29 protein-coding genes are annotated in these 22,666 nt (G+C 42.0%); 24 read left to right on the top strand and 5 right to left on the bottom strand.

Going from position 1 to position 22,666, the window contains the following annotated elements; genetic code table 11:
- Positions 1-222 carry a hypothetical protein gene (locus ACSLBF_RS08570; RefSeq protein ID WP_440053033.1) on the top strand — a complete coding sequence of 74 codons (222 nt, stop codon included), beginning with the start codon at positions 1-3 and terminating at the stop codon, positions 220-222.
- Between the two features lie 233 nt (positions 223-455).
- Here ACSLBF_RS08570 and ACSLBF_RS08565 read toward each other — a convergent pair whose 3' ends face one another.
- Positions 456-653, bottom strand: coding sequence for a hypothetical protein (locus ACSLBF_RS08565; protein ID WP_440053032.1), 198 nt, complete (start codon positions 651-653; stop codon positions 456-458).
- A 195-nt stretch (positions 654-848) separates the two neighbouring features.
- Between ACSLBF_RS08565 and ACSLBF_RS08560 the strand changes: the two genes are divergently transcribed.
- From ACSLBF_RS08560 to ACSLBF_RS08525, 8 genes are all read left to right on the top strand, one after another.
- The gene (locus ACSLBF_RS08560) at positions 849-2,114 is read left to right on the top strand and encodes a phage/plasmid replication protein, II/X family (protein ID WP_440053031.1); all 1,266 of its coding nucleotides are present in this window, start codon (positions 849-851) and stop codon (positions 2,112-2,114) included.
- Between the two features lie 12 nt (positions 2,115-2,126).
- Positions 2,127-2,429 (top strand): single-stranded DNA-binding protein, encoded by a 303-nt coding sequence (locus ACSLBF_RS08555; RefSeq protein WP_440053030.1) that lies wholly within the window; start codon positions 2,127-2,129, stop codon positions 2,427-2,429.
- A gap of 1 nt (position 2,430) precedes the next feature.
- On the top strand, positions 2,431-2,673 hold the full coding sequence (locus ACSLBF_RS08550) for a hypothetical protein (RefSeq protein ID WP_440053029.1): 243 nt from the start codon (positions 2,431-2,433) through the stop codon (positions 2,671-2,673).
- A 30-nt stretch (positions 2,674-2,703) separates the two neighbouring features.
- The gene (locus tag ACSLBF_RS08545; protein ID WP_440053028.1) at positions 2,704-2,916 is read left to right on the top strand and encodes a hypothetical protein; all 213 of its coding nucleotides are present in this window, start codon (positions 2,704-2,706) and stop codon (positions 2,914-2,916) included.
- A gap of 95 nt (positions 2,917-3,011) precedes the next feature.
- A complete protein-coding gene (locus ACSLBF_RS08540) occupies positions 3,012-4,511 on the top strand; it encodes a hypothetical protein (protein WP_440053036.1) in 1,500 nt (499 codons plus the stop codon).
- Positions 4,504-4,926 (top strand): DUF2523 family protein, encoded by a 423-nt coding sequence (locus ACSLBF_RS08535; protein WP_440053035.1) that lies wholly within the window; start codon positions 4,504-4,506, stop codon positions 4,924-4,926. Before ACSLBF_RS08540 ends, ACSLBF_RS08535 begins: the two co-directional genes overlap by 8 nt.
- Positions 4,926-6,245 carry a zonular occludens toxin domain-containing protein gene (locus ACSLBF_RS08530; protein ID WP_440053034.1) on the top strand — a complete coding sequence of 440 codons (1,320 nt, stop codon included), beginning with the start codon at positions 4,926-4,928 and terminating at the stop codon, positions 6,243-6,245. Before ACSLBF_RS08535 ends, ACSLBF_RS08530 begins: the two co-directional genes overlap by 1 nt.
- A gap of 584 nt (positions 6,246-6,829) precedes the next feature.
- A complete protein-coding gene (locus ACSLBF_RS08525; RefSeq protein WP_440053033.1) occupies positions 6,830-7,051 on the top strand; it encodes a hypothetical protein in 222 nt (73 codons plus the stop codon).
- A 233-nt stretch (positions 7,052-7,284) separates the two neighbouring features.
- On the opposite strand, the gene ACSLBF_RS08520 is transcribed toward ACSLBF_RS08525, so the two are convergent.
- A complete protein-coding gene (locus tag ACSLBF_RS08520; protein ID WP_440053032.1) occupies positions 7,285-7,482 on the bottom strand; it encodes a hypothetical protein in 198 nt (65 codons plus the stop codon).
- 195 nt (positions 7,483-7,677) lie between these two features.
- Here ACSLBF_RS08520 and ACSLBF_RS08515 point away from each other — a divergent pair, with 195 nt between their 5' ends.
- The 8 genes from ACSLBF_RS08515 to ACSLBF_RS08480 all read left to right on the top strand — a co-directional run bounded on the left by ACSLBF_RS08515 (position 7,678) and on the right by ACSLBF_RS08480 (position 13,880).
- Entirely contained in the window at positions 7,678-8,943 is a 1,266-nt protein-coding gene (locus ACSLBF_RS08515; protein ID WP_440053031.1) for a phage/plasmid replication protein, II/X family, read from the top strand.
- Between the two features lie 12 nt (positions 8,944-8,955).
- The gene (locus tag ACSLBF_RS08510) at positions 8,956-9,258 is read left to right on the top strand and encodes a single-stranded DNA-binding protein (protein ID WP_440053030.1); all 303 of its coding nucleotides are present in this window, start codon (positions 8,956-8,958) and stop codon (positions 9,256-9,258) included.
- A 1-nt stretch (position 9,259) separates the two neighbouring features.
- Positions 9,260-9,502 (top strand): hypothetical protein, encoded by a 243-nt coding sequence (locus ACSLBF_RS08505; RefSeq protein WP_440053029.1) that lies wholly within the window; start codon positions 9,260-9,262, stop codon positions 9,500-9,502.
- Between the two features lie 30 nt (positions 9,503-9,532).
- Positions 9,533-9,745, top strand: coding sequence for a hypothetical protein (locus ACSLBF_RS08500; RefSeq protein ID WP_440053028.1), 213 nt, complete (start codon positions 9,533-9,535; stop codon positions 9,743-9,745).
- A gap of 95 nt (positions 9,746-9,840) precedes the next feature.
- Positions 9,841-11,340: a hypothetical protein gene (locus ACSLBF_RS08495; protein ID WP_440053036.1), complete on the top strand. Its 1,500-nt coding sequence runs from the start codon at positions 9,841-9,843 to the stop codon at positions 11,338-11,340.
- Entirely contained in the window at positions 11,333-11,755 is a 423-nt protein-coding gene (locus ACSLBF_RS08490) for a DUF2523 family protein (protein WP_440053035.1), read from the top strand. The genes ACSLBF_RS08495 and ACSLBF_RS08490 overlap by 8 nt, the downstream gene beginning before the upstream one ends.
- Positions 11,755-13,074: a zonular occludens toxin domain-containing protein gene (locus ACSLBF_RS08485; protein ID WP_440053034.1), complete on the top strand. Its 1,320-nt coding sequence runs from the start codon at positions 11,755-11,757 to the stop codon at positions 13,072-13,074. Before ACSLBF_RS08490 ends, ACSLBF_RS08485 begins: the two co-directional genes overlap by 1 nt.
- A gap of 584 nt (positions 13,075-13,658) precedes the next feature.
- Positions 13,659-13,880 (top strand): hypothetical protein, encoded by a 222-nt coding sequence (locus ACSLBF_RS08480; RefSeq protein WP_440053033.1) that lies wholly within the window; start codon positions 13,659-13,661, stop codon positions 13,878-13,880.
- 233 nt (positions 13,881-14,113) lie between these two features.
- Here the strand turns inward: ACSLBF_RS08480 and ACSLBF_RS08475 are convergent, their stop codons facing one another.
- The gene (locus tag ACSLBF_RS08475; RefSeq protein ID WP_440053032.1) at positions 14,114-14,311 is read right to left on the bottom strand and encodes a hypothetical protein; all 198 of its coding nucleotides are present in this window, start codon (positions 14,309-14,311) and stop codon (positions 14,114-14,116) included.
- A gap of 195 nt (positions 14,312-14,506) precedes the next feature.
- On the opposite strand from ACSLBF_RS08475, the gene ACSLBF_RS08470 reads away from it, so the two are divergent.
- The 7 genes from ACSLBF_RS08470 (at position 14,507) to ACSLBF_RS08440 (ending at position 19,903) form a co-directional block, all read left to right on the top strand.
- Positions 14,507-15,772: a phage/plasmid replication protein, II/X family gene (locus ACSLBF_RS08470; RefSeq protein WP_440053031.1), complete on the top strand. Its 1,266-nt coding sequence runs from the start codon at positions 14,507-14,509 to the stop codon at positions 15,770-15,772.
- Positions 15,773-15,784: 12 nt separating this feature from the next.
- Positions 15,785-16,087, top strand: a complete 303-nt coding sequence (locus ACSLBF_RS08465) for a single-stranded DNA-binding protein (RefSeq protein WP_440053030.1) — start codon at positions 15,785-15,787, stop codon at positions 16,085-16,087.
- Between the two features lies 1 nt (position 16,088).
- Positions 16,089-16,331: a hypothetical protein gene (locus tag ACSLBF_RS08460; protein ID WP_440053029.1), complete on the top strand. Its 243-nt coding sequence runs from the start codon at positions 16,089-16,091 to the stop codon at positions 16,329-16,331.
- Between the two features lie 30 nt (positions 16,332-16,361).
- The gene (locus ACSLBF_RS08455) at positions 16,362-16,574 is read left to right on the top strand and encodes a hypothetical protein (RefSeq protein WP_440053028.1); all 213 of its coding nucleotides are present in this window, start codon (positions 16,362-16,364) and stop codon (positions 16,572-16,574) included.
- Positions 16,575-16,669: 95 nt separating this feature from the next.
- The gene (locus ACSLBF_RS08450; protein WP_440053036.1) at positions 16,670-18,169 is read left to right on the top strand and encodes a hypothetical protein; all 1,500 of its coding nucleotides are present in this window, start codon (positions 16,670-16,672) and stop codon (positions 18,167-18,169) included.
- Positions 18,162-18,584, top strand: a complete 423-nt coding sequence (locus ACSLBF_RS08445; RefSeq protein WP_440053035.1) for a DUF2523 family protein — start codon at positions 18,162-18,164, stop codon at positions 18,582-18,584. The genes ACSLBF_RS08450 and ACSLBF_RS08445 overlap by 8 nt, the downstream gene beginning before the upstream one ends.
- Complete coding sequence (locus ACSLBF_RS08440; protein WP_440053034.1) at positions 18,584-19,903, top strand: zonular occludens toxin domain-containing protein; 1,320 nt, start codon at positions 18,584-18,586, stop codon at positions 19,901-19,903. The genes ACSLBF_RS08445 and ACSLBF_RS08440 overlap by 1 nt, the downstream gene beginning before the upstream one ends.
- A 445-nt stretch (positions 19,904-20,348) precedes the next feature.
- Here the strand turns inward: ACSLBF_RS08440 and ACSLBF_RS08435 are convergent, their stop codons facing one another.
- Together ACSLBF_RS08435 and ACSLBF_RS08430 are read right to left on the bottom strand one after the other, a co-directional pair.
- A complete protein-coding gene (locus ACSLBF_RS08435) occupies positions 20,349-21,221 on the bottom strand; it encodes a bacteriophage abortive infection AbiH family protein (RefSeq protein ID WP_440056164.1) in 873 nt (290 codons plus the stop codon).
- A gap of 152 nt (positions 21,222-21,373) precedes the next feature.
- Entirely contained in the window at positions 21,374-22,564 is a 1,191-nt protein-coding gene (locus tag ACSLBF_RS08430) for a serine hydrolase domain-containing protein (protein ID WP_440056163.1), read from the bottom strand.
- Positions 22,565-22,666 lie beyond the last annotated feature (102 nt).

Genomic DNA, 22,666 nt, shown 5'->3' with positions numbered 1-22,666 from the left:
ATGCCACGCTTAAATTTAGTAATTAAACAATCTCCAAATGCTCCTATATTGAAATCTATAGATACTGCAGATATCCCTAGAGTTGGTGAGCACATTTTATATCGTGGCGATTGTTATGCTGTAATAAATGTTCTTTATGACATTGAAAATAAAGATGAAATCAAACTCTATTTAGAAACCAGTCATCATCCTTCTACTGGTGAAATGAAGTTTGGTGGTTAAGTAGAATTCGATACGATGCGGCTTGCCGCATGAAGCGCCAACTCGATAGTGATTTAACTCAGGTGTTTTAGCGCGAGAACCCGCCGATGGCGGTCGGTACTATTTCTGGAGACCTGACCCCGAGCGAATGCGTTCGCTCCCTTGATAAACCGAAACCAACTTTCAGTCAGCTCAGTTGTACCGAGTGGGGTACGGTGTGGAGAGTCCACATACTTTAATAGTGGACTCTAGTCTCATTTTGAAACTTTCTCTTCTTCTTCTTCGATTAGATCTTGTTTCGCCATATTTTGATAATTATCTATCATGTAATGAACAATGTCCGTCCAAGTTACTGATCTCCCTGTTTTATATGAAACCTCAATAGCTTTTCTTTCTAACTCTAGTTTCTTTTCAATTGGTATCGAGATCGTTGTTCTGTTTGCTTTCGCCACTTCTTTAACTCCGTTCTGTTAATAGCTGAATGTTAGCACGCTTGAATTTTATTATTCATCAATACTTGTATTCACCCATTCACTTCTGTTATAAATATCGCAGTTGAATAGATGTATTCACCTATTCAGGTCGGTAATGACCTGTCTCATTTTTTGGGATTAGTTACCATTACTACTCATCAGAAGGATTTTTTTGTGATAGACCTCTTGCGAATCAAAGTGCCATTTAACGACTCTGTCGTTGCTGCATCACCTGAAGGTGATAGCGGTTTGGTTGATTTGCGTGAATGTCAAAAACGCGGTTGCAAGATGGAAGCGGGGGACGTTACTTTTCGTCCGAACGACTATCGTCTAGATGCTGAGAACGTTGCACTTGCTGAGGTTTCATGTCTTAGACATCCTTTTGAATCACTTCCTAGCAGTTGGTCAACTTTAAGTTTTAAGGTTTATCAAGGCGGTTCTAATTACTATCCACACATTGAGCTTAAAGCTAGCCCTGCGAAACTCCTTACTGGTCAAAATGTTTTTGGTACATGCAACGTTATGACTTGCCTTGATTCGTTGGTTTCTGCTTTCTGTTACGCACTTCCTGATATGGTCGAGATACTGGATTTTGAACACGCTACGCTTGCTCAGATTGACTGCACTTTTACTGCTCATTTACCAAATGAGTCTGACAGCAGGAATGTGATACACGCACTTAGAAACATTTCAAACGGTCAAACGAGAGGTAGTAAATCATCGTTTGATACCACGGCCTACTTTGGCAAAGGTAGCCGCCATAAACGTCTCAAAGCTTACTTGAAGCAGTTTGAGCTTGCAGACCAAATAGCCAAAATCACGTCACGTTACGATAAGACCAAAGACCCAATTTATAAAATACAGCTCGATGCTATGAGCGCACCCGATGTACAAGAATTTGCTACAAACGCCCTTCGTTTAGAGGCCAGTATCATGCCCCGCATGTTGCATCGCCTCGCTATTCCTACGAATGTTTGGGAGTTTGAAAGTCACGCTAGAAGTTTTGATGGGTGTCTAATTAAAGAGCTATGGAATCACGCTTGGTCAGATATTTTTAAGACATTTGAGGGCGAACATATGCGTACATACAGCGACACTGAAGTTCATGAAAATTTGAGAGAGCACTTTAAAACAGAGACTAAAACTGGTTTTAGTTATTCCAAGGCTGATCGTCTATTTCGATTTTTCCGAATGATGAAGCACGAGGGTTGGGAAGAGGTTAAAGCGACTACACCAAAAGCAACTTTCCATAGAAGCATTAAAGAAATTACAGAGGTAGTCCCCAAGGCATACCTACAAAACCTACAAGCCACGGCATCCAATGTCGTGCCTTTAATCAGATTTATCAACGTCGATTTCGAACGCCAGCACCCAGCAGGCTGGACTGAACCTACGCGACTATCAGAGCAATTCGAAAGCGGCCTACGCTTAGTAAGTTAACGGAGAAAACACATGCAACATCAACAACTAATTATTGAAATCGTAAAAGGCCATGAGAACCCAATGCCTCGCACTGTTAATAAGGGCAAAGACAACGAAAGGGTGGTTTATGACCAAAAGGCATACGCTCATACGGGTGGTGCTTTTCCTAAGGAATTTCGTTTGTCTCACGATGACCACAACAATGCCTATCCAGTTGGCAAATATACGTTAGCTCTTGAATCTTTCTGTGTTGGCCGTTGGGGTGACCTTGAAATTAACGGTCGTCAAATGAAGCTTGTTCCAGCTTCTCAAGAATTGCTTAAGGCTGTCTGATATGCAATGCGTCATCATTTCCGAATCAGGCCAACTAATCGCAGCAACTGCTGAAACATGCGAATACGTTTTGTTGACGACTGAGCAGGTGACGCAAATTCAATTAAACGGATTGGTAGACACGCTCAACGAGCTGTTCCAATTTGATTTGGCTACGTTCGGCCTAATCAACGCCGCGGCATTGACCGCATTTTTTACCGCTCATTCAATTGGTCGAATCGTCCGAGTGATGGGCAAAACCTAAAAACACACTCAATTAAATTAAGGAAAAATCGTGAAATTACTATCAAAAATCGCTCTAGGTTCTACTGCTGCGCTAGGTTCTGCAATGGCGTCAGCTACTGCAACCACTCCTGATGTTGCGGCAACGATTGAAACCGCTGTTGCTGCTGGTCAGTCAAACTATACGCTCGTTGTCGTTGGTCTGTTGTCACTAGCTTCAATCGGTTTCGGTGTTGGTTTTATCATTAGCAAATTATCTCGTTAATGGTTACGACCATTATTCTAGGTACGTTTCTCGTTTGGGTCTTCGTCGAGGGCTTTTCTAGCGGGGTTCGTACCTCCTAATATTAAAGGCGTTATATGCGAGTTTTCTATACGGCGCTTATCAGCGCCTTTTTTCTATCATTCAACTCATTGTCCTTAGAGTTTAAACGTGATGAGCAAAAACCTATTCTCGTTCCTACTGACTATGGACGTTGCACTCATTTAGATGGTGGCGGTCATCTGCTGTCTGAATGTTTATCTGCTGTTGAATCCGCGAGTGAGGGCAAAACGTATATTTATACCGGTTTTCATTCAGGTCCTCTCGATGATAATTCATATCCTATTTTAGCTACTGTTACTGAGCGTCGCGGTTGTGATGGTCAGGACCATTGTACATTTGAGCCGTATATATATACCGCTGGGCGTTTTTACATTCAATTTACTGTTCAGGTAGAGGATTGCCCACCTGATGGTCACCCAACGTATACCCAAAAACGGGGTGGTGAAACTGATGACAACCCATCTCGTTGCATCGACCCAGCCCGTGATAACTGTCAGGAGCCATCGTTAGATGACCGTCCATCATTTAGTATAGGTGGTGGTAATCGCTGCTTCACCAATCCAGACGGCTCAACGTGTAAATACTCATCTGACAATAATGACATGATGATGGTGTCACCATTATACGACGGTCAGGAGGGGACTAGCTGTGGTGATGATGGTGATGGTGGCGATGGTTTACCCACTGTTCCAGATCCATTTATTCCGCCTGATTTGTCTGATTTGCCTGAGGCTCCTAGTACCGCTCCATCTGCTGAGCCGCTAGGCCAAATCTCCGACCCGTCAACCTCAGAAACCGAGCTAGACGGTATAAACCAAATGAACCGTAATGTTACTGCGTCTACTCAAAATCAGGTTGATTTTGGTCGAGCCAATGTTAGAGCGCTCAACAATATTTATATTGAGTCTAGGCACTCTAATGACCTGACTCGGTTTTTTTCCTCTCAATTAGACGTCATCGGTAAAAATACTCAAATTATGTCCGAGCAGGCAAATAACGCGTTTCGTGCTGCATCTACTAACGTCGAACAAACCGCTACTGTTGCGAATAACACTAGGTACATTGTCAATTCAACCAACGCCCAAACTGCAACACTAAATTCTATCCGTGACACACTCAATTCTATTAACGATAAACTCGCTGGTGATGAACCTTGCGAGGGCGAGGACTGCCCAGACCCTGAGCCAGATTGTGAGGGGTTCGAGTGTGCCGGTGTTGCTCAGGCGGGAAAGCAGGGGGGTCTGAATGACCTATTTACTCAGGATTCTATTGATGAAATCAGGGTTCAAATTACTGACCAAATCGAATTGAACACTGCAGAGCTAGACGACATTCGCACTCAGTTAGACACTGTTTTTGATGTTTCGCCAACCATTAGCGGTTCATACGAGGAGCGAACATTAGATATTTACGGTGAATCAATTGATATTTCAGTAGCCAGATTTAGCAATTTTTATCAAATGCTAGCAGCACCATTAATGCTAATCGCCACTATGTCCGCGTTGTTTATTTTGTTGAGGGAGCGCCATGATTAAATCCACACAAACCAAAACCATTTTATTAATTTCCGCATTTCTATTTTTATCGCCTGTAGCGCTAGCATCTCACTACGACGGTTATCAGGGTGTGTTTAGTTTTATGAACGATTTTGTTTCTGATATTTGGGATTTTTTAGATACCGACCTCCCTAATTTTATCACGCGTTTTTTTGCATGGTTCGTTGAATATGCAACGCTACTCAGACTCAAAATAGAGTTAGAGACTATTAAATTTAGTTGGCAGGTTTCGAAAAACATCATTGAGAATTTTCAGATAGCCAGTCGCATCACCTCGGCTGCTAATCAATTACCTGCTGACGTTCGTGCTGCTCTCGTTGATATGCGTGCATTTGATGCGCTCAATGTGGTAATTCAGGCGCTAATCACTCGCTATGTTATGAGGTTTCTATAATGGCGACGTCAATATTTCATGGTGCGCCAGGTTCGTTTAAATCAGCCTCAGCAGTTTGGTTTGAGTTATTGCCAGCGCTGAGAGCGGGGCGTTTAGTAGTCACTAATATCGAGGGCATTAAACCTCTGGATGATATCGAGCGCGAGTTAAACGAAACATTCCCTGATTCTGCAAAATTGTGGCGAATGTCTAGTCAGAGCGAATCAGGCCATAAATTGTGGCGTAATTGGTATCATTGGATGCCGTGCGGTGCGCTCATTATCATGGATGAGGTTCAGGATATTTACCCGACTGAAACCACTCAATTCAAACCTGAATCATGTGATTATCAGCCCGTTCAAAACTATCAGGATTATCTACCTAGTGACTGGTATCAGTACCATTTAGATACACTCGAAACGTACAAACCAGACGACCTAACTAGCGGTGATGTTGATGATTTGGGTATCGAGATATTTAACGAACACGGGCATATCATCTACCCAAAAACCCTAAAGGAGGCGTACATGCGCCACCGTAAATACAACTGGGACATCATTTGCTGTACGCCTGATATCACCTCTGTACATAAATACATCCGTAACGTTAGCCAGTACGCCTATGCACATAAATATTTTGACGGGCTAGCCAAAATTCCATACTTCAACCGGAGGCCGAGAATACATGAACATAATCCAAAATTGGACGGCAAAACGCCAAACAGGGCAGACCCGAAAAAGTGGCGCAAAATCCCCATCGACGTCCACAGACTCTACAAATCAACAGCGACCCAATCTATTACAGGCGCAACAGGAAAAAATTTTCTACTCAGTCCTATGTTTGCCTTTCCGGTGGTCGTTCTCACTTTGTGCGCTGGTTATTTCATCCTATATTTCAGTGGTGCTATGGATGTGGAAAAAAACCCGCAACCCGCGCAGGTTCCTACTAAAAATAGTAAAACGGATATTTCTACTGCTGTTAATAATGACCCTGTTCCGGCTGTTGCTCGTGAGCCTATTCATGTGAGTCTACCATTTGATGCAACTAGGGCGCAGGTTAGCGGTTATCACGTTAAATTTGACGGTGAGAAAATCGAACAGACTGCCATTTTGGAATTTGATACACCTGATGGTTTAGTTTCTCTAAACACGTTTGATTTGAAGCTAATGGGCTTTACGGTCAACATCATGAGTTATTGCTATGTCATCATTGAGCACGCGGATTACAAATACAATGCCTTTTGCAAATCAACAACGCCAAACAAACCAACCTATGAACCAGCTCAAACGGAGCCTAATATTGATTTTGGTTTTGGTGGTGACGCGCCAAGCGAAGCCTGAGCGTAGCGCGGCAACACCAAAACCCAATAATGGTTAAATCTTTAATCTAAGGATAAGTCACTGGTGACCCATGGAAACTAAGAACCAACGTTATGAAAATAAACAAAAATCTCGCGGTTTAAAAAAAGTTACTCTTTGGATACCTGAGCATTCTGAAGTTGAGCTCAGACAGACAATTGATTTTTTGTGTTCAAATACAGATCATGTTCCATATATGGCTAGGAGCATTAAGACTGGTAAGTTCAAGAAAATTGTATAATGTCCAATACTAGACAATATCGGTCATAAGTAATTGATTTTTAAAAGGTTAAATATTTATTTTAATTATTTTTGGCTTTATATCAACCTCCCATAATGGCAGCAGTGTTATGTTGAGAGAAACCCCCGCAAAATCATTACTCTGCGGGGGTTTTGTGGTTTATGGTCGGTCAAAATAGGTAGGTGACCGACCATCACAAAAGCATTGCTTTAGTGCCCGTAACATAATACAAATTATGGTGAGGTTGGCTTTCATCCCACATTTTAAAAATCATGTATTGAATATATAGCCTTCAAATTTAAACTCTTAAAAAAGGAAATTAATTATGCCACGCTTAAATTTAGTAATTAAACAATCTCCAAATGCTCCTATATTGAAATCTATAGATACTGCAGATATCCCTAGAGTTGGTGAGCACATTTTATATCGTGGCGATTGTTATGCTGTAATAAATGTTCTTTATGACATTGAAAATAAAGATGAAATCAAACTCTATTTAGAAACCAGTCATCATCCTTCTACTGGTGAAATGAAGTTTGGTGGTTAAGTAGAATTCGATACGATGCGGCTTGCCGCATGAAGCGCCAACTCGATAGTGATTTAACTCAGGTGTTTTAGCGCGAGAACCCGCCGATGGCGGTCGGTACTATTTCTGGAGACCTGACCCCGAGCGAATGCGTTCGCTCCCTTGATAAACCGAAACCAACTTTCAGTCAGCTCAGTTGTACCGAGTGGGGTACGGTGTGGAGAGTCCACATACTTTAATAGTGGACTCTAGTCTCATTTTGAAACTTTCTCTTCTTCTTCTTCGATTAGATCTTGTTTCGCCATATTTTGATAATTATCTATCATGTAATGAACAATGTCCGTCCAAGTTACTGATCTCCCTGTTTTATATGAAACCTCAATAGCTTTTCTTTCTAACTCTAGTTTCTTTTCAATTGGTATCGAGATCGTTGTTCTGTTTGCTTTCGCCACTTCTTTAACTCCGTTCTGTTAATAGCTGAATGTTAGCACGCTTGAATTTTATTATTCATCAATACTTGTATTCACCCATTCACTTCTGTTATAAATATCGCAGTTGAATAGATGTATTCACCTATTCAGGTCGGTAATGACCTGTCTCATTTTTTGGGATTAGTTACCATTACTACTCATCAGAAGGATTTTTTTGTGATAGACCTCTTGCGAATCAAAGTGCCATTTAACGACTCTGTCGTTGCTGCATCACCTGAAGGTGATAGCGGTTTGGTTGATTTGCGTGAATGTCAAAAACGCGGTTGCAAGATGGAAGCGGGGGACGTTACTTTTCGTCCGAACGACTATCGTCTAGATGCTGAGAACGTTGCACTTGCTGAGGTTTCATGTCTTAGACATCCTTTTGAATCACTTCCTAGCAGTTGGTCAACTTTAAGTTTTAAGGTTTATCAAGGCGGTTCTAATTACTATCCACACATTGAGCTTAAAGCTAGCCCTGCGAAACTCCTTACTGGTCAAAATGTTTTTGGTACATGCAACGTTATGACTTGCCTTGATTCGTTGGTTTCTGCTTTCTGTTACGCACTTCCTGATATGGTCGAGATACTGGATTTTGAACACGCTACGCTTGCTCAGATTGACTGCACTTTTACTGCTCATTTACCAAATGAGTCTGACAGCAGGAATGTGATACACGCACTTAGAAACATTTCAAACGGTCAAACGAGAGGTAGTAAATCATCGTTTGATACCACGGCCTACTTTGGCAAAGGTAGCCGCCATAAACGTCTCAAAGCTTACTTGAAGCAGTTTGAGCTTGCAGACCAAATAGCCAAAATCACGTCACGTTACGATAAGACCAAAGACCCAATTTATAAAATACAGCTCGATGCTATGAGCGCACCCGATGTACAAGAATTTGCTACAAACGCCCTTCGTTTAGAGGCCAGTATCATGCCCCGCATGTTGCATCGCCTCGCTATTCCTACGAATGTTTGGGAGTTTGAAAGTCACGCTAGAAGTTTTGATGGGTGTCTAATTAAAGAGCTATGGAATCACGCTTGGTCAGATATTTTTAAGACATTTGAGGGCGAACATATGCGTACATACAGCGACACTGAAGTTCATGAAAATTTGAGAGAGCACTTTAAAACAGAGACTAAAACTGGTTTTAGTTATTCCAAGGCTGATCGTCTATTTCGATTTTTCCGAATGATGAAGCACGAGGGTTGGGAAGAGGTTAAAGCGACTACACCAAAAGCAACTTTCCATAGAAGCATTAAAGAAATTACAGAGGTAGTCCCCAAGGCATACCTACAAAACCTACAAGCCACGGCATCCAATGTCGTGCCTTTAATCAGATTTATCAACGTCGATTTCGAACGCCAGCACCCAGCAGGCTGGACTGAACCTACGCGACTATCAGAGCAATTCGAAAGCGGCCTACGCTTAGTAAGTTAACGGAGAAAACACATGCAACATCAACAACTAATTATTGAAATCGTAAAAGGCCATGAGAACCCAATGCCTCGCACTGTTAATAAGGGCAAAGACAACGAAAGGGTGGTTTATGACCAAAAGGCATACGCTCATACGGGTGGTGCTTTTCCTAAGGAATTTCGTTTGTCTCACGATGACCACAACAATGCCTATCCAGTTGGCAAATATACGTTAGCTCTTGAATCTTTCTGTGTTGGCCGTTGGGGTGACCTTGAAATTAACGGTCGTCAAATGAAGCTTGTTCCAGCTTCTCAAGAATTGCTTAAGGCTGTCTGATATGCAATGCGTCATCATTTCCGAATCAGGCCAACTAATCGCAGCAACTGCTGAAACATGCGAATACGTTTTGTTGACGACTGAGCAGGTGACGCAAATTCAATTAAACGGATTGGTAGACACGCTCAACGAGCTGTTCCAATTTGATTTGGCTACGTTCGGCCTAATCAACGCCGCGGCATTGACCGCATTTTTTACCGCTCATTCAATTGGTCGAATCGTCCGAGTGATGGGCAAAACCTAAAAACACACTCAATTAAATTAAGGAAAAATCGTGAAATTACTATCAAAAATCGCTCTAGGTTCTACTGCTGCGCTAGGTTCTGCAATGGCGTCAGCTACTGCAACCACTCCTGATGTTGCGGCAACGATTGAAACCGCTGTTGCTGCTGGTCAGTCAAACTATACGCTCGTTGTCGTTGGTCTGTTGTCACTAGCTTCAATCGGTTTCGGTGTTGGTTTTATCATTAGCAAATTATCTCGTTAATGGTTACGACCATTATTCTAGGTACGTTTCTCGTTTGGGTCTTCGTCGAGGGCTTTTCTAGCGGGGTTCGTACCTCCTAATATTAAAGGCGTTATATGCGAGTTTTCTATACGGCGCTTATCAGCGCCTTTTTTCTATCATTCAACTCATTGTCCTTAGAGTTTAAACGTGATGAGCAAAAACCTATTCTCGTTCCTACTGACTATGGACGTTGCACTCATTTAGATGGTGGCGGTCATCTGCTGTCTGAATGTTTATCTGCTGTTGAATCCGCGAGTGAGGGCAAAACGTATATTTATACCGGTTTTCATTCAGGTCCTCTCGATGATAATTCATATCCTATTTTAGCTACTGTTACTGAGCGTCGCGGTTGTGATGGTCAGGACCATTGTACATTTGAGCCGTATATATATACCGCTGGGCGTTTTTACATTCAATTTACTGTTCAGGTAGAGGATTGCCCACCTGATGGTCACCCAACGTATACCCAAAAACGGGGTGGTGAAACTGATGACAACCCATCTCGTTGCATCGACCCAGCCCGTGATAACTGTCAGGAGCCATCGTTAGATGACCGTCCATCATTTAGTATAGGTGGTGGTAATCGCTGCTTCACCAATCCAGACGGCTCAACGTGTAAATACTCATCTGACAATAATGACATGATGATGGTGTCACCATTATACGACGGTCAGGAGGGGACTAGCTGTGGTGATGATGGTGATGGTGGCGATGGTTTACCCACTGTTCCAGATCCATTTATTCCGCCTGATTTGTCTGATTTGCCTGAGGCTCCTAGTACCGCTCCATCTGCTGAGCCGCTAGGCCAAATCTCCGACCCGTCAACCTCAGAAACCGAGCTAGACGGTATAAACCAAATGAACCGTAATGTTACTGCGTCTACTCAAAATCAGGTTGATTTTGGTCGAGCCAATGTTAGAGCGCTCAACAATATTTATATTGAGTCTAGGCACTCTAATGACCTGACTCGGTTTTTTTCCTCTCAATTAGACGTCATCGGTAAAAATACTCAAATTATGTCCGAGCAGGCAAATAACGCGTTTCGTGCTGCATCTACTAACGTCGAACAAACCGCTACTGTTGCGAATAACACTAGGTACATTGTCAATTCAACCAACGCCCAAACTGCAACACTAAATTCTATCCGTGACACACTCAATTCTATTAACGATAAACTCGCTGGTGATGAACCTTGCGAGGGCGAGGACTGCCCAGACCCTGAGCCAGATTGTGAGGGGTTCGAGTGTGCCGGTGTTGCTCAGGCGGGAAAGCAGGGGGGTCTGAATGACCTATTTACTCAGGATTCTATTGATGAAATCAGGGTTCAAATTACTGACCAAATCGAATTGAACACTGCAGAGCTAGACGACATTCGCACTCAGTTAGACACTGTTTTTGATGTTTCGCCAACCATTAGCGGTTCATACGAGGAGCGAACATTAGATATTTACGGTGAATCAATTGATATTTCAGTAGCCAGATTTAGCAATTTTTATCAAATGCTAGCAGCACCATTAATGCTAATCGCCACTATGTCCGCGTTGTTTATTTTGTTGAGGGAGCGCCATGATTAAATCCACACAAACCAAAACCATTTTATTAATTTCCGCATTTCTATTTTTATCGCCTGTAGCGCTAGCATCTCACTACGACGGTTATCAGGGTGTGTTTAGTTTTATGAACGATTTTGTTTCTGATATTTGGGATTTTTTAGATACCGACCTCCCTAATTTTATCACGCGTTTTTTTGCATGGTTCGTTGAATATGCAACGCTACTCAGACTCAAAATAGAGTTAGAGACTATTAAATTTAGTTGGCAGGTTTCGAAAAACATCATTGAGAATTTTCAGATAGCCAGTCGCATCACCTCGGCTGCTAATCAATTACCTGCTGACGTTCGTGCTGCTCTCGTTGATATGCGTGCATTTGATGCGCTCAATGTGGTAATTCAGGCGCTAATCACTCGCTATGTTATGAGGTTTCTATAATGGCGACGTCAATATTTCATGGTGCGCCAGGTTCGTTTAAATCAGCCTCAGCAGTTTGGTTTGAGTTATTGCCAGCGCTGAGAGCGGGGCGTTTAGTAGTCACTAATATCGAGGGCATTAAACCTCTGGATGATATCGAGCGCGAGTTAAACGAAACATTCCCTGATTCTGCAAAATTGTGGCGAATGTCTAGTCAGAGCGAATCAGGCCATAAATTGTGGCGTAATTGGTATCATTGGATGCCGTGCGGTGCGCTCATTATCATGGATGAGGTTCAGGATATTTACCCGACTGAAACCACTCAATTCAAACCTGAATCATGTGATTATCAGCCCGTTCAAAACTATCAGGATTATCTACCTAGTGACTGGTATCAGTACCATTTAGATACACTCGAAACGTACAAACCAGACGACCTAACTAGCGGTGATGTTGATGATTTGGGTATCGAGATATTTAACGAACACGGGCATATCATCTACCCAAAAACCCTAAAGGAGGCGTACATGCGCCACCGTAAATACAACTGGGACATCATTTGCTGTACGCCTGATATCACCTCTGTACATAAATACATCCGTAACGTTAGCCAGTACGCCTATGCACATAAATATTTTGACGGGCTAGCCAAAATTCCATACTTCAACCGGAGGCCGAGAATACATGAACATAATCCAAAATTGGACGGCAAAACGCCAAACAGGGCAGACCCGAAAAAGTGGCGCAAAATCCCCATCGACGTCCACAGACTCTACAAATCAACAGCGACCCAATCTATTACAGGCGCAACAGGAAAAAATTTTCTACTCAGTCCTATGTTTGCCTTTCCGGTGGTCGTTCTCACTTTGTGCGCTGGTTATTTCATCCTATATTTCAGTGGTGCTATGGATGTGGAAAAAAACCCGCAACCCGCGCAGGTTCCTACTAAAAATAGTAAAACGGATATTTCTACTGCTGTTAATAATGACCCTGTTCCGGCTGTTGCTCGTGAGCCTATTCATGTGAGTCTACCATTTGATGCAACTAGGGCGCAGGTTAGCGGTTATCACGTTAAATTTGACGGTGAGAAAATCGAACAGACTGCCATTTTGGAATTTGATACACCTGATGGTTTAGTTTCTCTAAACACGTTTGATTTGAAGCTAATGGGCTTTACGGTCAACATCATGAGTTATTGCTATGTCATCATTGAGCACGCGGATTACAAATACAATGCCTTTTGCAAATCAACAACGCCAAACAAACCAACCTATGAACCAGCTCAAACGGAGCCTAATATTGATTTTGGTTTTGGTGGTGACGCGCCAAGCGAAGCCTGAGCGTAGCGCGGCAACACCAAAACCCAATAATGGTTAAATCTTTAATCTAAGGATAAGTCACTGGTGACCCATGGAAACTAAGAACCAACGTTATGAAAATAAACAAAAATCTCGCGGTTTAAAAAAAGTTACTCTTTGGATACCTGAGCATTCTGAAGTTGAGCTCAGACAGACAATTGATTTTTTGTGTTCAAATACAGATCATGTTCCATATATGGCTAGGAGCATTAAGACTGGTAAGTTCAAGAAAATTGTATAATGTCCAATACTAGACAATATCGGTCATAAGTAATTGATTTTTAAAAGGTTAAATATTTATTTTAATTATTTTTGGCTTTATATCAACCTCCCATAATGGCAGCAGTGTTATGTTGAGAGAAACCCCCGCAAAATCATTACTCTGCGGGGGTTTTGTGGTTTATGGTCGGTCAAAATAGGTAGGTGACCGACCATCACAAAAGCATTGCTTTAGTGCCCGTAACATAATACAAATTATGGTGAGGTTGGCTTTCATCCCACATTTTAAAAATCATGTATTGAATATATAGCCTTCAAATTTAAACTCTTAAAAAAGGAAATTAATTATGCCACGCTTAAATTTAGTAATTAAACAATCTCCAAATGCTCCTATATTGAAATCTATAGATACTGCAGATATCCCTAGAGTTGGTGAGCACATTTTATATCGTGGCGATTGTTATGCTGTAATAAATGTTCTTTATGACATTGAAAATAAAGATGAAATCAAACTCTATTTAGAAACCAGTCATCATCCTTCTACTGGTGAAATGAAGTTTGGTGGTTAAGTAGAATTCGATACGATGCGGCTTGCCGCATGAAGCGCCAACTCGATAGTGATTTAACTCAGGTGTTTTAGCGCGAGAACCCGCCGATGGCGGTCGGTACTATTTCTGGAGACCTGACCCCGAGCGAATGCGTTCGCTCCCTTGATAAACCGAAACCAACTTTCAGTCAGCTCAGTTGTACCGAGTGGGGTACGGTGTGGAGAGTCCACATACTTTAATAGTGGACTCTAGTCTCATTTTGAAACTTTCTCTTCTTCTTCTTCGATTAGATCTTGTTTCGCCATATTTTGATAATTATCTATCATGTAATGAACAATGTCCGTCCAAGTTACTGATCTCCCTGTTTTATATGAAACCTCAATAGCTTTTCTTTCTAACTCTAGTTTCTTTTCAATTGGTATCGAGATCGTTGTTCTGTTTGCTTTCGCCACTTCTTTAACTCCGTTCTGTTAATAGCTGAATGTTAGCACGCTTGAATTTTATTATTCATCAATACTTGTATTCACCCATTCACTTCTGTTATAAATATCGCAGTTGAATAGATGTATTCACCTATTCAGGTCGGTAATGACCTGTCTCATTTTTTGGGATTAGTTACCATTACTACTCATCAGAAGGATTTTTTTGTGATAGACCTCTTGCGAATCAAAGTGCCATTTAACGACTCTGTCGTTGCTGCATCACCTGAAGGTGATAGCGGTTTGGTTGATTTGCGTGAATGTCAAAAACGCGGTTGCAAGATGGAAGCGGGGGACGTTACTTTTCGTCCGAACGACTATCGTCTAGATGCTGAGAACGTTGCACTTGCTGAGGTTTCATGTCTTAGACATCCTTTTGAATCACTTCCTAGCAGTTGGTCAACTTTAAGTTTTAAGGTTTATCAAGGCGGTTCTAATTACTATCCACACATTGAGCTTAAAGCTAGCCCTGCGAAACTCCTTACTGGTCAAAATGTTTTTGGTACATGCAACGTTATGACTTGCCTTGATTCGTTGGTTTCTGCTTTCTGTTACGCACTTCCTGATATGGTCGAGATACTGGATTTTGAACACGCTACGCTTGCTCAGATTGACTGCACTTTTACTGCTCATTTACCAAATGAGTCTGACAGCAGGAATGTGATACACGCACTTAGAAACATTTCAAACGGTCAAACGAGAGGTAGTAAATCATCGTTTGATACCACGGCCTACTTTGGCAAAGGTAGCCGCCATAAACGTCTCAAAGCTTACTTGAAGCAGTTTGAGCTTGCAGACCAAATAGCCAAAATCACGTCACGTTACGATAAGACCAAAGACCCAATTTATAAAATACAGCTCGATGCTATGAGCGCACCCGATGTACAAGAATTTGCTACAAACGCCCTTCGTTTAGAGGCCAGTATCATGCCCCGCATGTTGCATCGCCTCGCTATTCCTACGAATGTTTGGGAGTTTGAAAGTCACGCTAGAAGTTTTGATGGGTGTCTAATTAAAGAGCTATGGAATCACGCTTGGTCAGATATTTTTAAGACATTTGAGGGCGAACATATGCGTACATACAGCGACACTGAAGTTCATGAAAATTTGAGAGAGCACTTTAAAACAGAGACTAAAACTGGTTTTAGTTATTCCAAGGCTGATCGTCTATTTCGATTTTTCCGAATGATGAAGCACGAGGGTTGGGAAGAGGTTAAAGCGACTACACCAAAAGCAACTTTCCATAGAAGCATTAAAGAAATTACAGAGGTAGTCCCCAAGGCATACCTACAAAACCTACAAGCCACGGCATCCAATGTCGTGCCTTTAATCAGATTTATCAACGTCGATTTCGAACGCCAGCACCCAGCAGGCTGGACTGAACCTACGCGACTATCAGAGCAATTCGAAAGCGGCCTACGCTTAGTAAGTTAACGGAGAAAACACATGCAACATCAACAACTAATTATTGAAATCGTAAAAGGCCATGAGAACCCAATGCCTCGCACTGTTAATAAGGGCAAAGACAACGAAAGGGTGGTTTATGACCAAAAGGCATACGCTCATACGGGTGGTGCTTTTCCTAAGGAATTTCGTTTGTCTCACGATGACCACAACAATGCCTATCCAGTTGGCAAATATACGTTAGCTCTTGAATCTTTCTGTGTTGGCCGTTGGGGTGACCTTGAAATTAACGGTCGTCAAATGAAGCTTGTTCCAGCTTCTCAAGAATTGCTTAAGGCTGTCTGATATGCAATGCGTCATCATTTCCGAATCAGGCCAACTAATCGCAGCAACTGCTGAAACATGCGAATACGTTTTGTTGACGACTGAGCAGGTGACGCAAATTCAATTAAACGGATTGGTAGACACGCTCAACGAGCTGTTCCAATTTGATTTGGCTACGTTCGGCCTAATCAACGCCGCGGCATTGACCGCATTTTTTACCGCTCATTCAATTGGTCGAATCGTCCGAGTGATGGGCAAAACCTAAAAACACACTCAATTAAATTAAGGAAAAATCGTGAAATTACTATCAAAAATCGCTCTAGGTTCTACTGCTGCGCTAGGTTCTGCAATGGCGTCAGCTACTGCAACCACTCCTGATGTTGCGGCAACGATTGAAACCGCTGTTGCTGCTGGTCAGTCAAACTATACGCTCGTTGTCGTTGGTCTGTTGTCACTAGCTTCAATCGGTTTCGGTGTTGGTTTTATCATTAGCAAATTATCTCGTTAATGGTTACGACCATTATTCTAGGTACGTTTCTCGTTTGGGTCTTCGTCGAGGGCTTTTCTAGCGGGGTTCGTACCTCCTAATATTAAAGGCGTTATATGCGAGTTTTCTATACGGCGCTTATCAGCGCCTTTTTTCTATCATTCAACTCATTGTCCTTAGAGTTTAAACGTGATGAGCAAAAACCTATTCTCGTTCCTACTGACTATGGACGTTGCACTCATTTAGATGGTGGCGGTCATCTGCTGTCTGAATGTTTATCTGCTGTTGAATCCGCGAGTGAGGGCAAAACGTATATTTATACCGGTTTTCATTCAGGTCCTCTCGATGATAATTCATATCCTATTTTAGCTACTGTTACTGAGCGTCGCGGTTGTGATGGTCAGGACCATTGTACATTTGAGCCGTATATATATACCGCTGGGCGTTTTTACATTCAATTTACTGTTCAGGTAGAGGATTGCCCACCTGATGGTCACCCAACGTATACCCAAAAACGGGGTGGTGAAACTGATGACAACCCATCTCGTTGCATCGACCCAGCCCGTGATAACTGTCAGGAGCCATCGTTAGATGACCGTCCATCATTTAGTATAGGTGGTGGTAATCGCTGCTTCACCAATCCAGACGGCTCAACGTGTAAATACTCATCTGACAATAATGACATGATGATGGTGTCACCATTATACGACGGTCAGGAGGGGACTAGCTGTGGTGATGATGGTGATGGTGGCGATGGTTTACCCACTGTTCCAGATCCATTTATTCCGCCTGATTTGTCTGATTTGCCTGAGGCTCCTAGTACCGCTCCATCTGCTGAGCCGCTAGGCCAAATCTCCGACCCGTCAACCTCAGAAACCGAGCTAGACGGTATAAACCAAATGAACCGTAATGTTACTGCGTCTACTCAAAATCAGGTTGATTTTGGTCGAGCCAATGTTAGAGCGCTCAACAATATTTATATTGAGTCTAGGCACTCTAATGACCTGACTCGGTTTTTTTCCTCTCAATTAGACGTCATCGGTAAAAATACTCAAATTATGTCCGAGCAGGCAAATAACGCGTTTCGTGCTGCATCTACTAACGTCGAACAAACCGCTACTGTTGCGAATAACACTAGGTACATTGTCAATTCAACCAACGCCCAAACTGCAACACTAAATTCTATCCGTGACACACTCAATTCTATTAACGATAAACTCGCTGGTGATGAACCTTGCGAGGGCGAGGACTGCCCAGACCCTGAGCCAGATTGTGAGGGGTTCGAGTGTGCCGGTGTTGCTCAGGCGGGAAAGCAGGGGGGTCTGAATGACCTATTTACTCAGGATTCTATTGATGAAATCAGGGTTCAAATTACTGACCAAATCGAATTGAACACTGCAGAGCTAGACGACATTCGCACTCAGTTAGACACTGTTTTTGATGTTTCGCCAACCATTAGCGGTTCATACGAGGAGCGAACATTAGATATTTACGGTGAATCAATTGATATTTCAGTAGCCAGATTTAGCAATTTTTATCAAATGCTAGCAGCACCATTAATGCTAATCGCCACTATGTCCGCGTTGTTTATTTTGTTGAGGGAGCGCCATGATTAAATCCACACAAACCAAAACCATTTTATTAATTTCCGCATTTCTATTTTTATCGCCTGTAGCGCTAGCATCTCACTACGACGGTTATCAGGGTGTGTTTAGTTTTATGAACGATTTTGTTTCTGATATTTGGGATTTTTTAGATACCGACCTCCCTAATTTTATCACGCGTTTTTTTGCATGGTTCGTTGAATATGCAACGCTACTCAGACTCAAAATAGAGTTAGAGACTATTAAATTTAGTTGGCAGGTTTCGAAAAACATCATTGAGAATTTTCAGATAGCCAGTCGCATCACCTCGGCTGCTAATCAATTACCTGCTGACGTTCGTGCTGCTCTCGTTGATATGCGTGCATTTGATGCGCTCAATGTGGTAATTCAGGCGCTAATCACTCGCTATGTTATGAGGTTTCTATAATGGCGACGTCAATATTTCATGGTGCGCCAGGTTCGTTTAAATCAGCCTCAGCAGTTTGGTTTGAGTTATTGCCAGCGCTGAGAGCGGGGCGTTTAGTAGTCACTAATATCGAGGGCATTAAACCTCTGGATGATATCGAGCGCGAGTTAAACGAAACATTCCCTGATTCTGCAAAATTGTGGCGAATGTCTAGTCAGAGCGAATCAGGCCATAAATTGTGGCGTAATTGGTATCATTGGATGCCGTGCGGTGCGCTCATTATCATGGATGAGGTTCAGGATATTTACCCGACTGAAACCACTCAATTCAAACCTGAATCATGTGATTATCAGCCCGTTCAAAACTATCAGGATTATCTACCTAGTGACTGGTATCAGTACCATTTAGATACACTCGAAACGTACAAACCAGACGACCTAACTAGCGGTGATGTTGATGATTTGGGTATCGAGATATTTAACGAACACGGGCATATCATCTACCCAAAAACCCTAAAGGAGGCGTACATGCGCCACCGTAAATACAACTGGGACATCATTTGCTGTACGCCTGATATCACCTCTGTACATAAATACATCCGTAACGTTAGCCAGTACGCCTATGCACATAAATATTTTGACGGGCTAGCCAAAATTCCATACTTCAACCGGAGGCCGAGAATACATGAACATAATCCAAAATTGGACGGCAAAACGCCAAACAGGGCAGACCCGAAAAAGTGGCGCAAAATCCCCATCGACGTCCACAGACTCTACAAATCAACAGCGACCCAATCTATTACAGGCGCAACAGGAAAAAATTTTCTACTCAGTCCTATGTTTGCCTTTCCGGTGGTCGTTCTCACTTTGTGCGCTGGTTATTTCATCCTATATTTCAGTGGTGCTATGGATGTGGAAAAAAACCCGCAACCCGCGCAGGTTCCTACTAAAAATAGTAAAACGGATATTTCTACTGCTGTTAATAATGACCCTGTTCCGGCTGTTGCTCGTGAGCCTATTCATGTGAGTCTACCATTTGATGCAACTAGGGCGCAGGTTAGCGGTTATCACGTTAAATTTGACGGTGAGAAAATCGAACAGACTGCCATTTTGGAATTTGATACACCTGATGGTTTAGTTTCTCTAAACACGTTTGATTTGAAGCTAATGGGCTTTACGGTCAACATCATGAGTTATTGCTATGTCATCATTGAGCACGCGGATTACAAATACAATGCCTTTTGCAAATCAACAACGCCAAACAAACCAACCTATGAACCAGCTCAAACGGAGCCTAATATTGATTTTGGTTTTGGTGGTGACGCGCCAAGCGAAGCCTGAGCGTAGCGCGGCAACACCAAAACCCAATAATGGTTAAATCTTTAATCTAAGGATAAGTCACTGGTGACCCATGGAAACTAAGAACCAACGTTATGAAAATAAACAAAAATCTCGCGGTTTAAAAAAAGTTACTCTTTGGATACCTGAGCATTCTGAAGTTGAGCTCAGACAGACAATTGATTTTTTGTGTTCAAATACAGATCATGTTCCATATATGGCTAGGAGCATTAAGACTGGTAAGTTCAAGAAAATTGTATAATGTCCAATACTAGACAATATCGGTCATAAGTAATTGATTTTTAAAAGGTTAAATATTTATTTTAATTATTTTTGGCTTTATATCAACCTCCCATAATTTACGTTATGTTAAATAGCATATTGAGTTCTTAAGGACTTATATTGTTCCTATTCCACTTTTAACAGGTTAAACATCTCATCATTAAACTCAAAGTCTTCTTCTATTAAGATTTGGCTCATACATAAATACTATAAGACGACAATCTCTTTTTTTAACTTGATTTGCAATCAGTTTCCACCAAGTTTGGTCGGTTACTCCTATTGAGGAGCCAAAAATACAAATCAGATGGGCCTGATTGAGTAGTCGAACACAGTCTTGATCAATAGCATGAGCACTAACTCTGTTACACAATGGTTTAACAATCGACTCTGCTACATCTTCGATATTTCTGAACTTTTTACTAAGAACTTGTTCAATATTGTCAACACCCAAAACCATATTTTCTTCCAAAGTACCGTGTAAATGCAGTACATTTAGGATACTTTGACTTTCAGCAACACTAGAAGGCTGACATTTAGTCAATACATTTTCGTATCTTGCATGGGTTGTTTCTATGCCGAGTATGGATTCAATCGTGTTTGTATAGTTGAACGTGATAATAGATAGATTCTTGGCATTTTTTTGGCTACTGTTATAATAGTCAAGCAATCGACAATGCGAAGTTTCCGAATATACTTCTGGTGAAAAGAGGTCAGTAATAAATTTTTTCTTATCTAACCGTTGTAATTTAGTTTTTACGAATTCAGTTTGTATTTCCGTCAGGTAGTTTGCCAATTCATCAATCAAATCTGAATGAATTTCCTCAAAATCTGTTGCTGAATCAAGTTGCTCCGTATACTTCCCCAAATTCGCCTCTAAGTCTGACCAATCTAAGTAATTTTCACCGATTTCGTTCTTAAATTCTGCTATGATTGGTGATTCGTTTTTAACCCTTTTATATGAATTCAAAAAATCCTTATAGCTAGTTTTCAAATTGAGTTTGAGATCAAACCCATTTCCTATAAAGTACAAGATATTCATATTATTTTCCGATCCTGAATCAGTTATGATATTAAGACAACTTTAATATGTCAGCAAGAACGAAAGTTAACTCTAAAACTCTGTTATTATCTTTAATTCTTTTTGCGACAGACTATCCGTACCGGGTTCTCAAAATCTAGCGCACAATTCCCCTACTTCACTTCAAACCTTTCTAACATCACTTTTATCGCTTTTTCTACTGCATATCTGGCATTTTTGGTGTCGCCGTTGGTGACAGCTAATAAAGCGATATTCTTTTCTGGCAGAATCAAATTGTCCTGATAAAACGTGCCGGTGAAACCATTATGATGAAAACCTGTGTTGTCTGGGTTTAGCATCCAGCCTAACGCATAATCTGTGCTGACAGGGGTAATGAGTTTTTGGTAGGTTTCAGCATCAAGTAAGTCGTTGTTGCCCTGAACACCAGCAAGGTACGCGCGTAGATATAATGATAGATCGGTTAAATCAGCACTGACCAAACCAGCTGGCGCCATTACCATGGGAATATCGACCCGGTCAGCGGGTGTGATTGCATGCCATAGCCCGTCTCTTAATTGGTGACCACTAGGCTGAGCGGGATTGGAATAACTCGCAGGTCCAAAGCCGACGTTGTCCATACCTAGCTTGGCGAATAGTTCCTGATTAACGAGGGTTTCCCACGGCTGTCCTGAAACGCGCTCCAACATATGCGCGGCAACCACATAACCTGCATTGCTATATAAAAATTCCCCAGCGGGACCCTCTCTTTCGGTATTTAAGAATTCTACTGTCCAAGACGCGCGTTGTTCAATCATCGGACGTTGATCCATGTGCCACTTTCCGGTGTAAATAGATGGTAGGTCACGCATAAGGCCGGAAGTATTGGACAACAAGTCTTTTAATGTCACAGTTTCAAGATCTTGATTAATTTTCCCGGCTAATTCAGGAAACACATCTAACACTGTGCTTTCAAAGCGAATTAGACCCTGCTCTACTAATCTTGCTGCAGTTGTCGCCGTCATCGATTTGCTGAACGAGCCAATTGACCAGCGGTCAGATCGGGTTACTTCATCGTTTTCGCCACTTACGCGAACACCAGTGACATCCAACTCTACGATTTGGTCACCATGTACAATAAATCCGCCAAGGGCTGGCATATTAAACTCAGTGCGGATTGCTTCTAGGTGAACAGCAAGTTGCTTATCTCCCGCTGTACCGAAAGGCGGTGGTGTTTCTGGCTCTTGCGCTTCAAAAGCTGGAACCACATTGATATTGTTATCACTCTCCTTACAACCCGTAAGTAACACGGATGACAAAGTGAAGCTCAGCCAAATTATGGCAGTAAAAGGTTTACGTAACAGCATGATATTTCCTTATTTTTAGTTCGATTACGGATATTACTGTATAAAAATGTTACGTAAAGTTTAATTTTTATTAAACTGAGCACCATTGCAGGGCCTAGTATG

It is taken from the genome of Pseudoalteromonas sp. T1lg65 (genome assembly GCF_051930985.1).
GTDB lineage: Bacteria > Pseudomonadota > Gammaproteobacteria > Enterobacterales > Alteromonadaceae > Pseudoalteromonas.
Note: the sequence above shows the minus strand (reverse complement) of the source record. Positions and strands in the feature narration are given on the sequence as shown.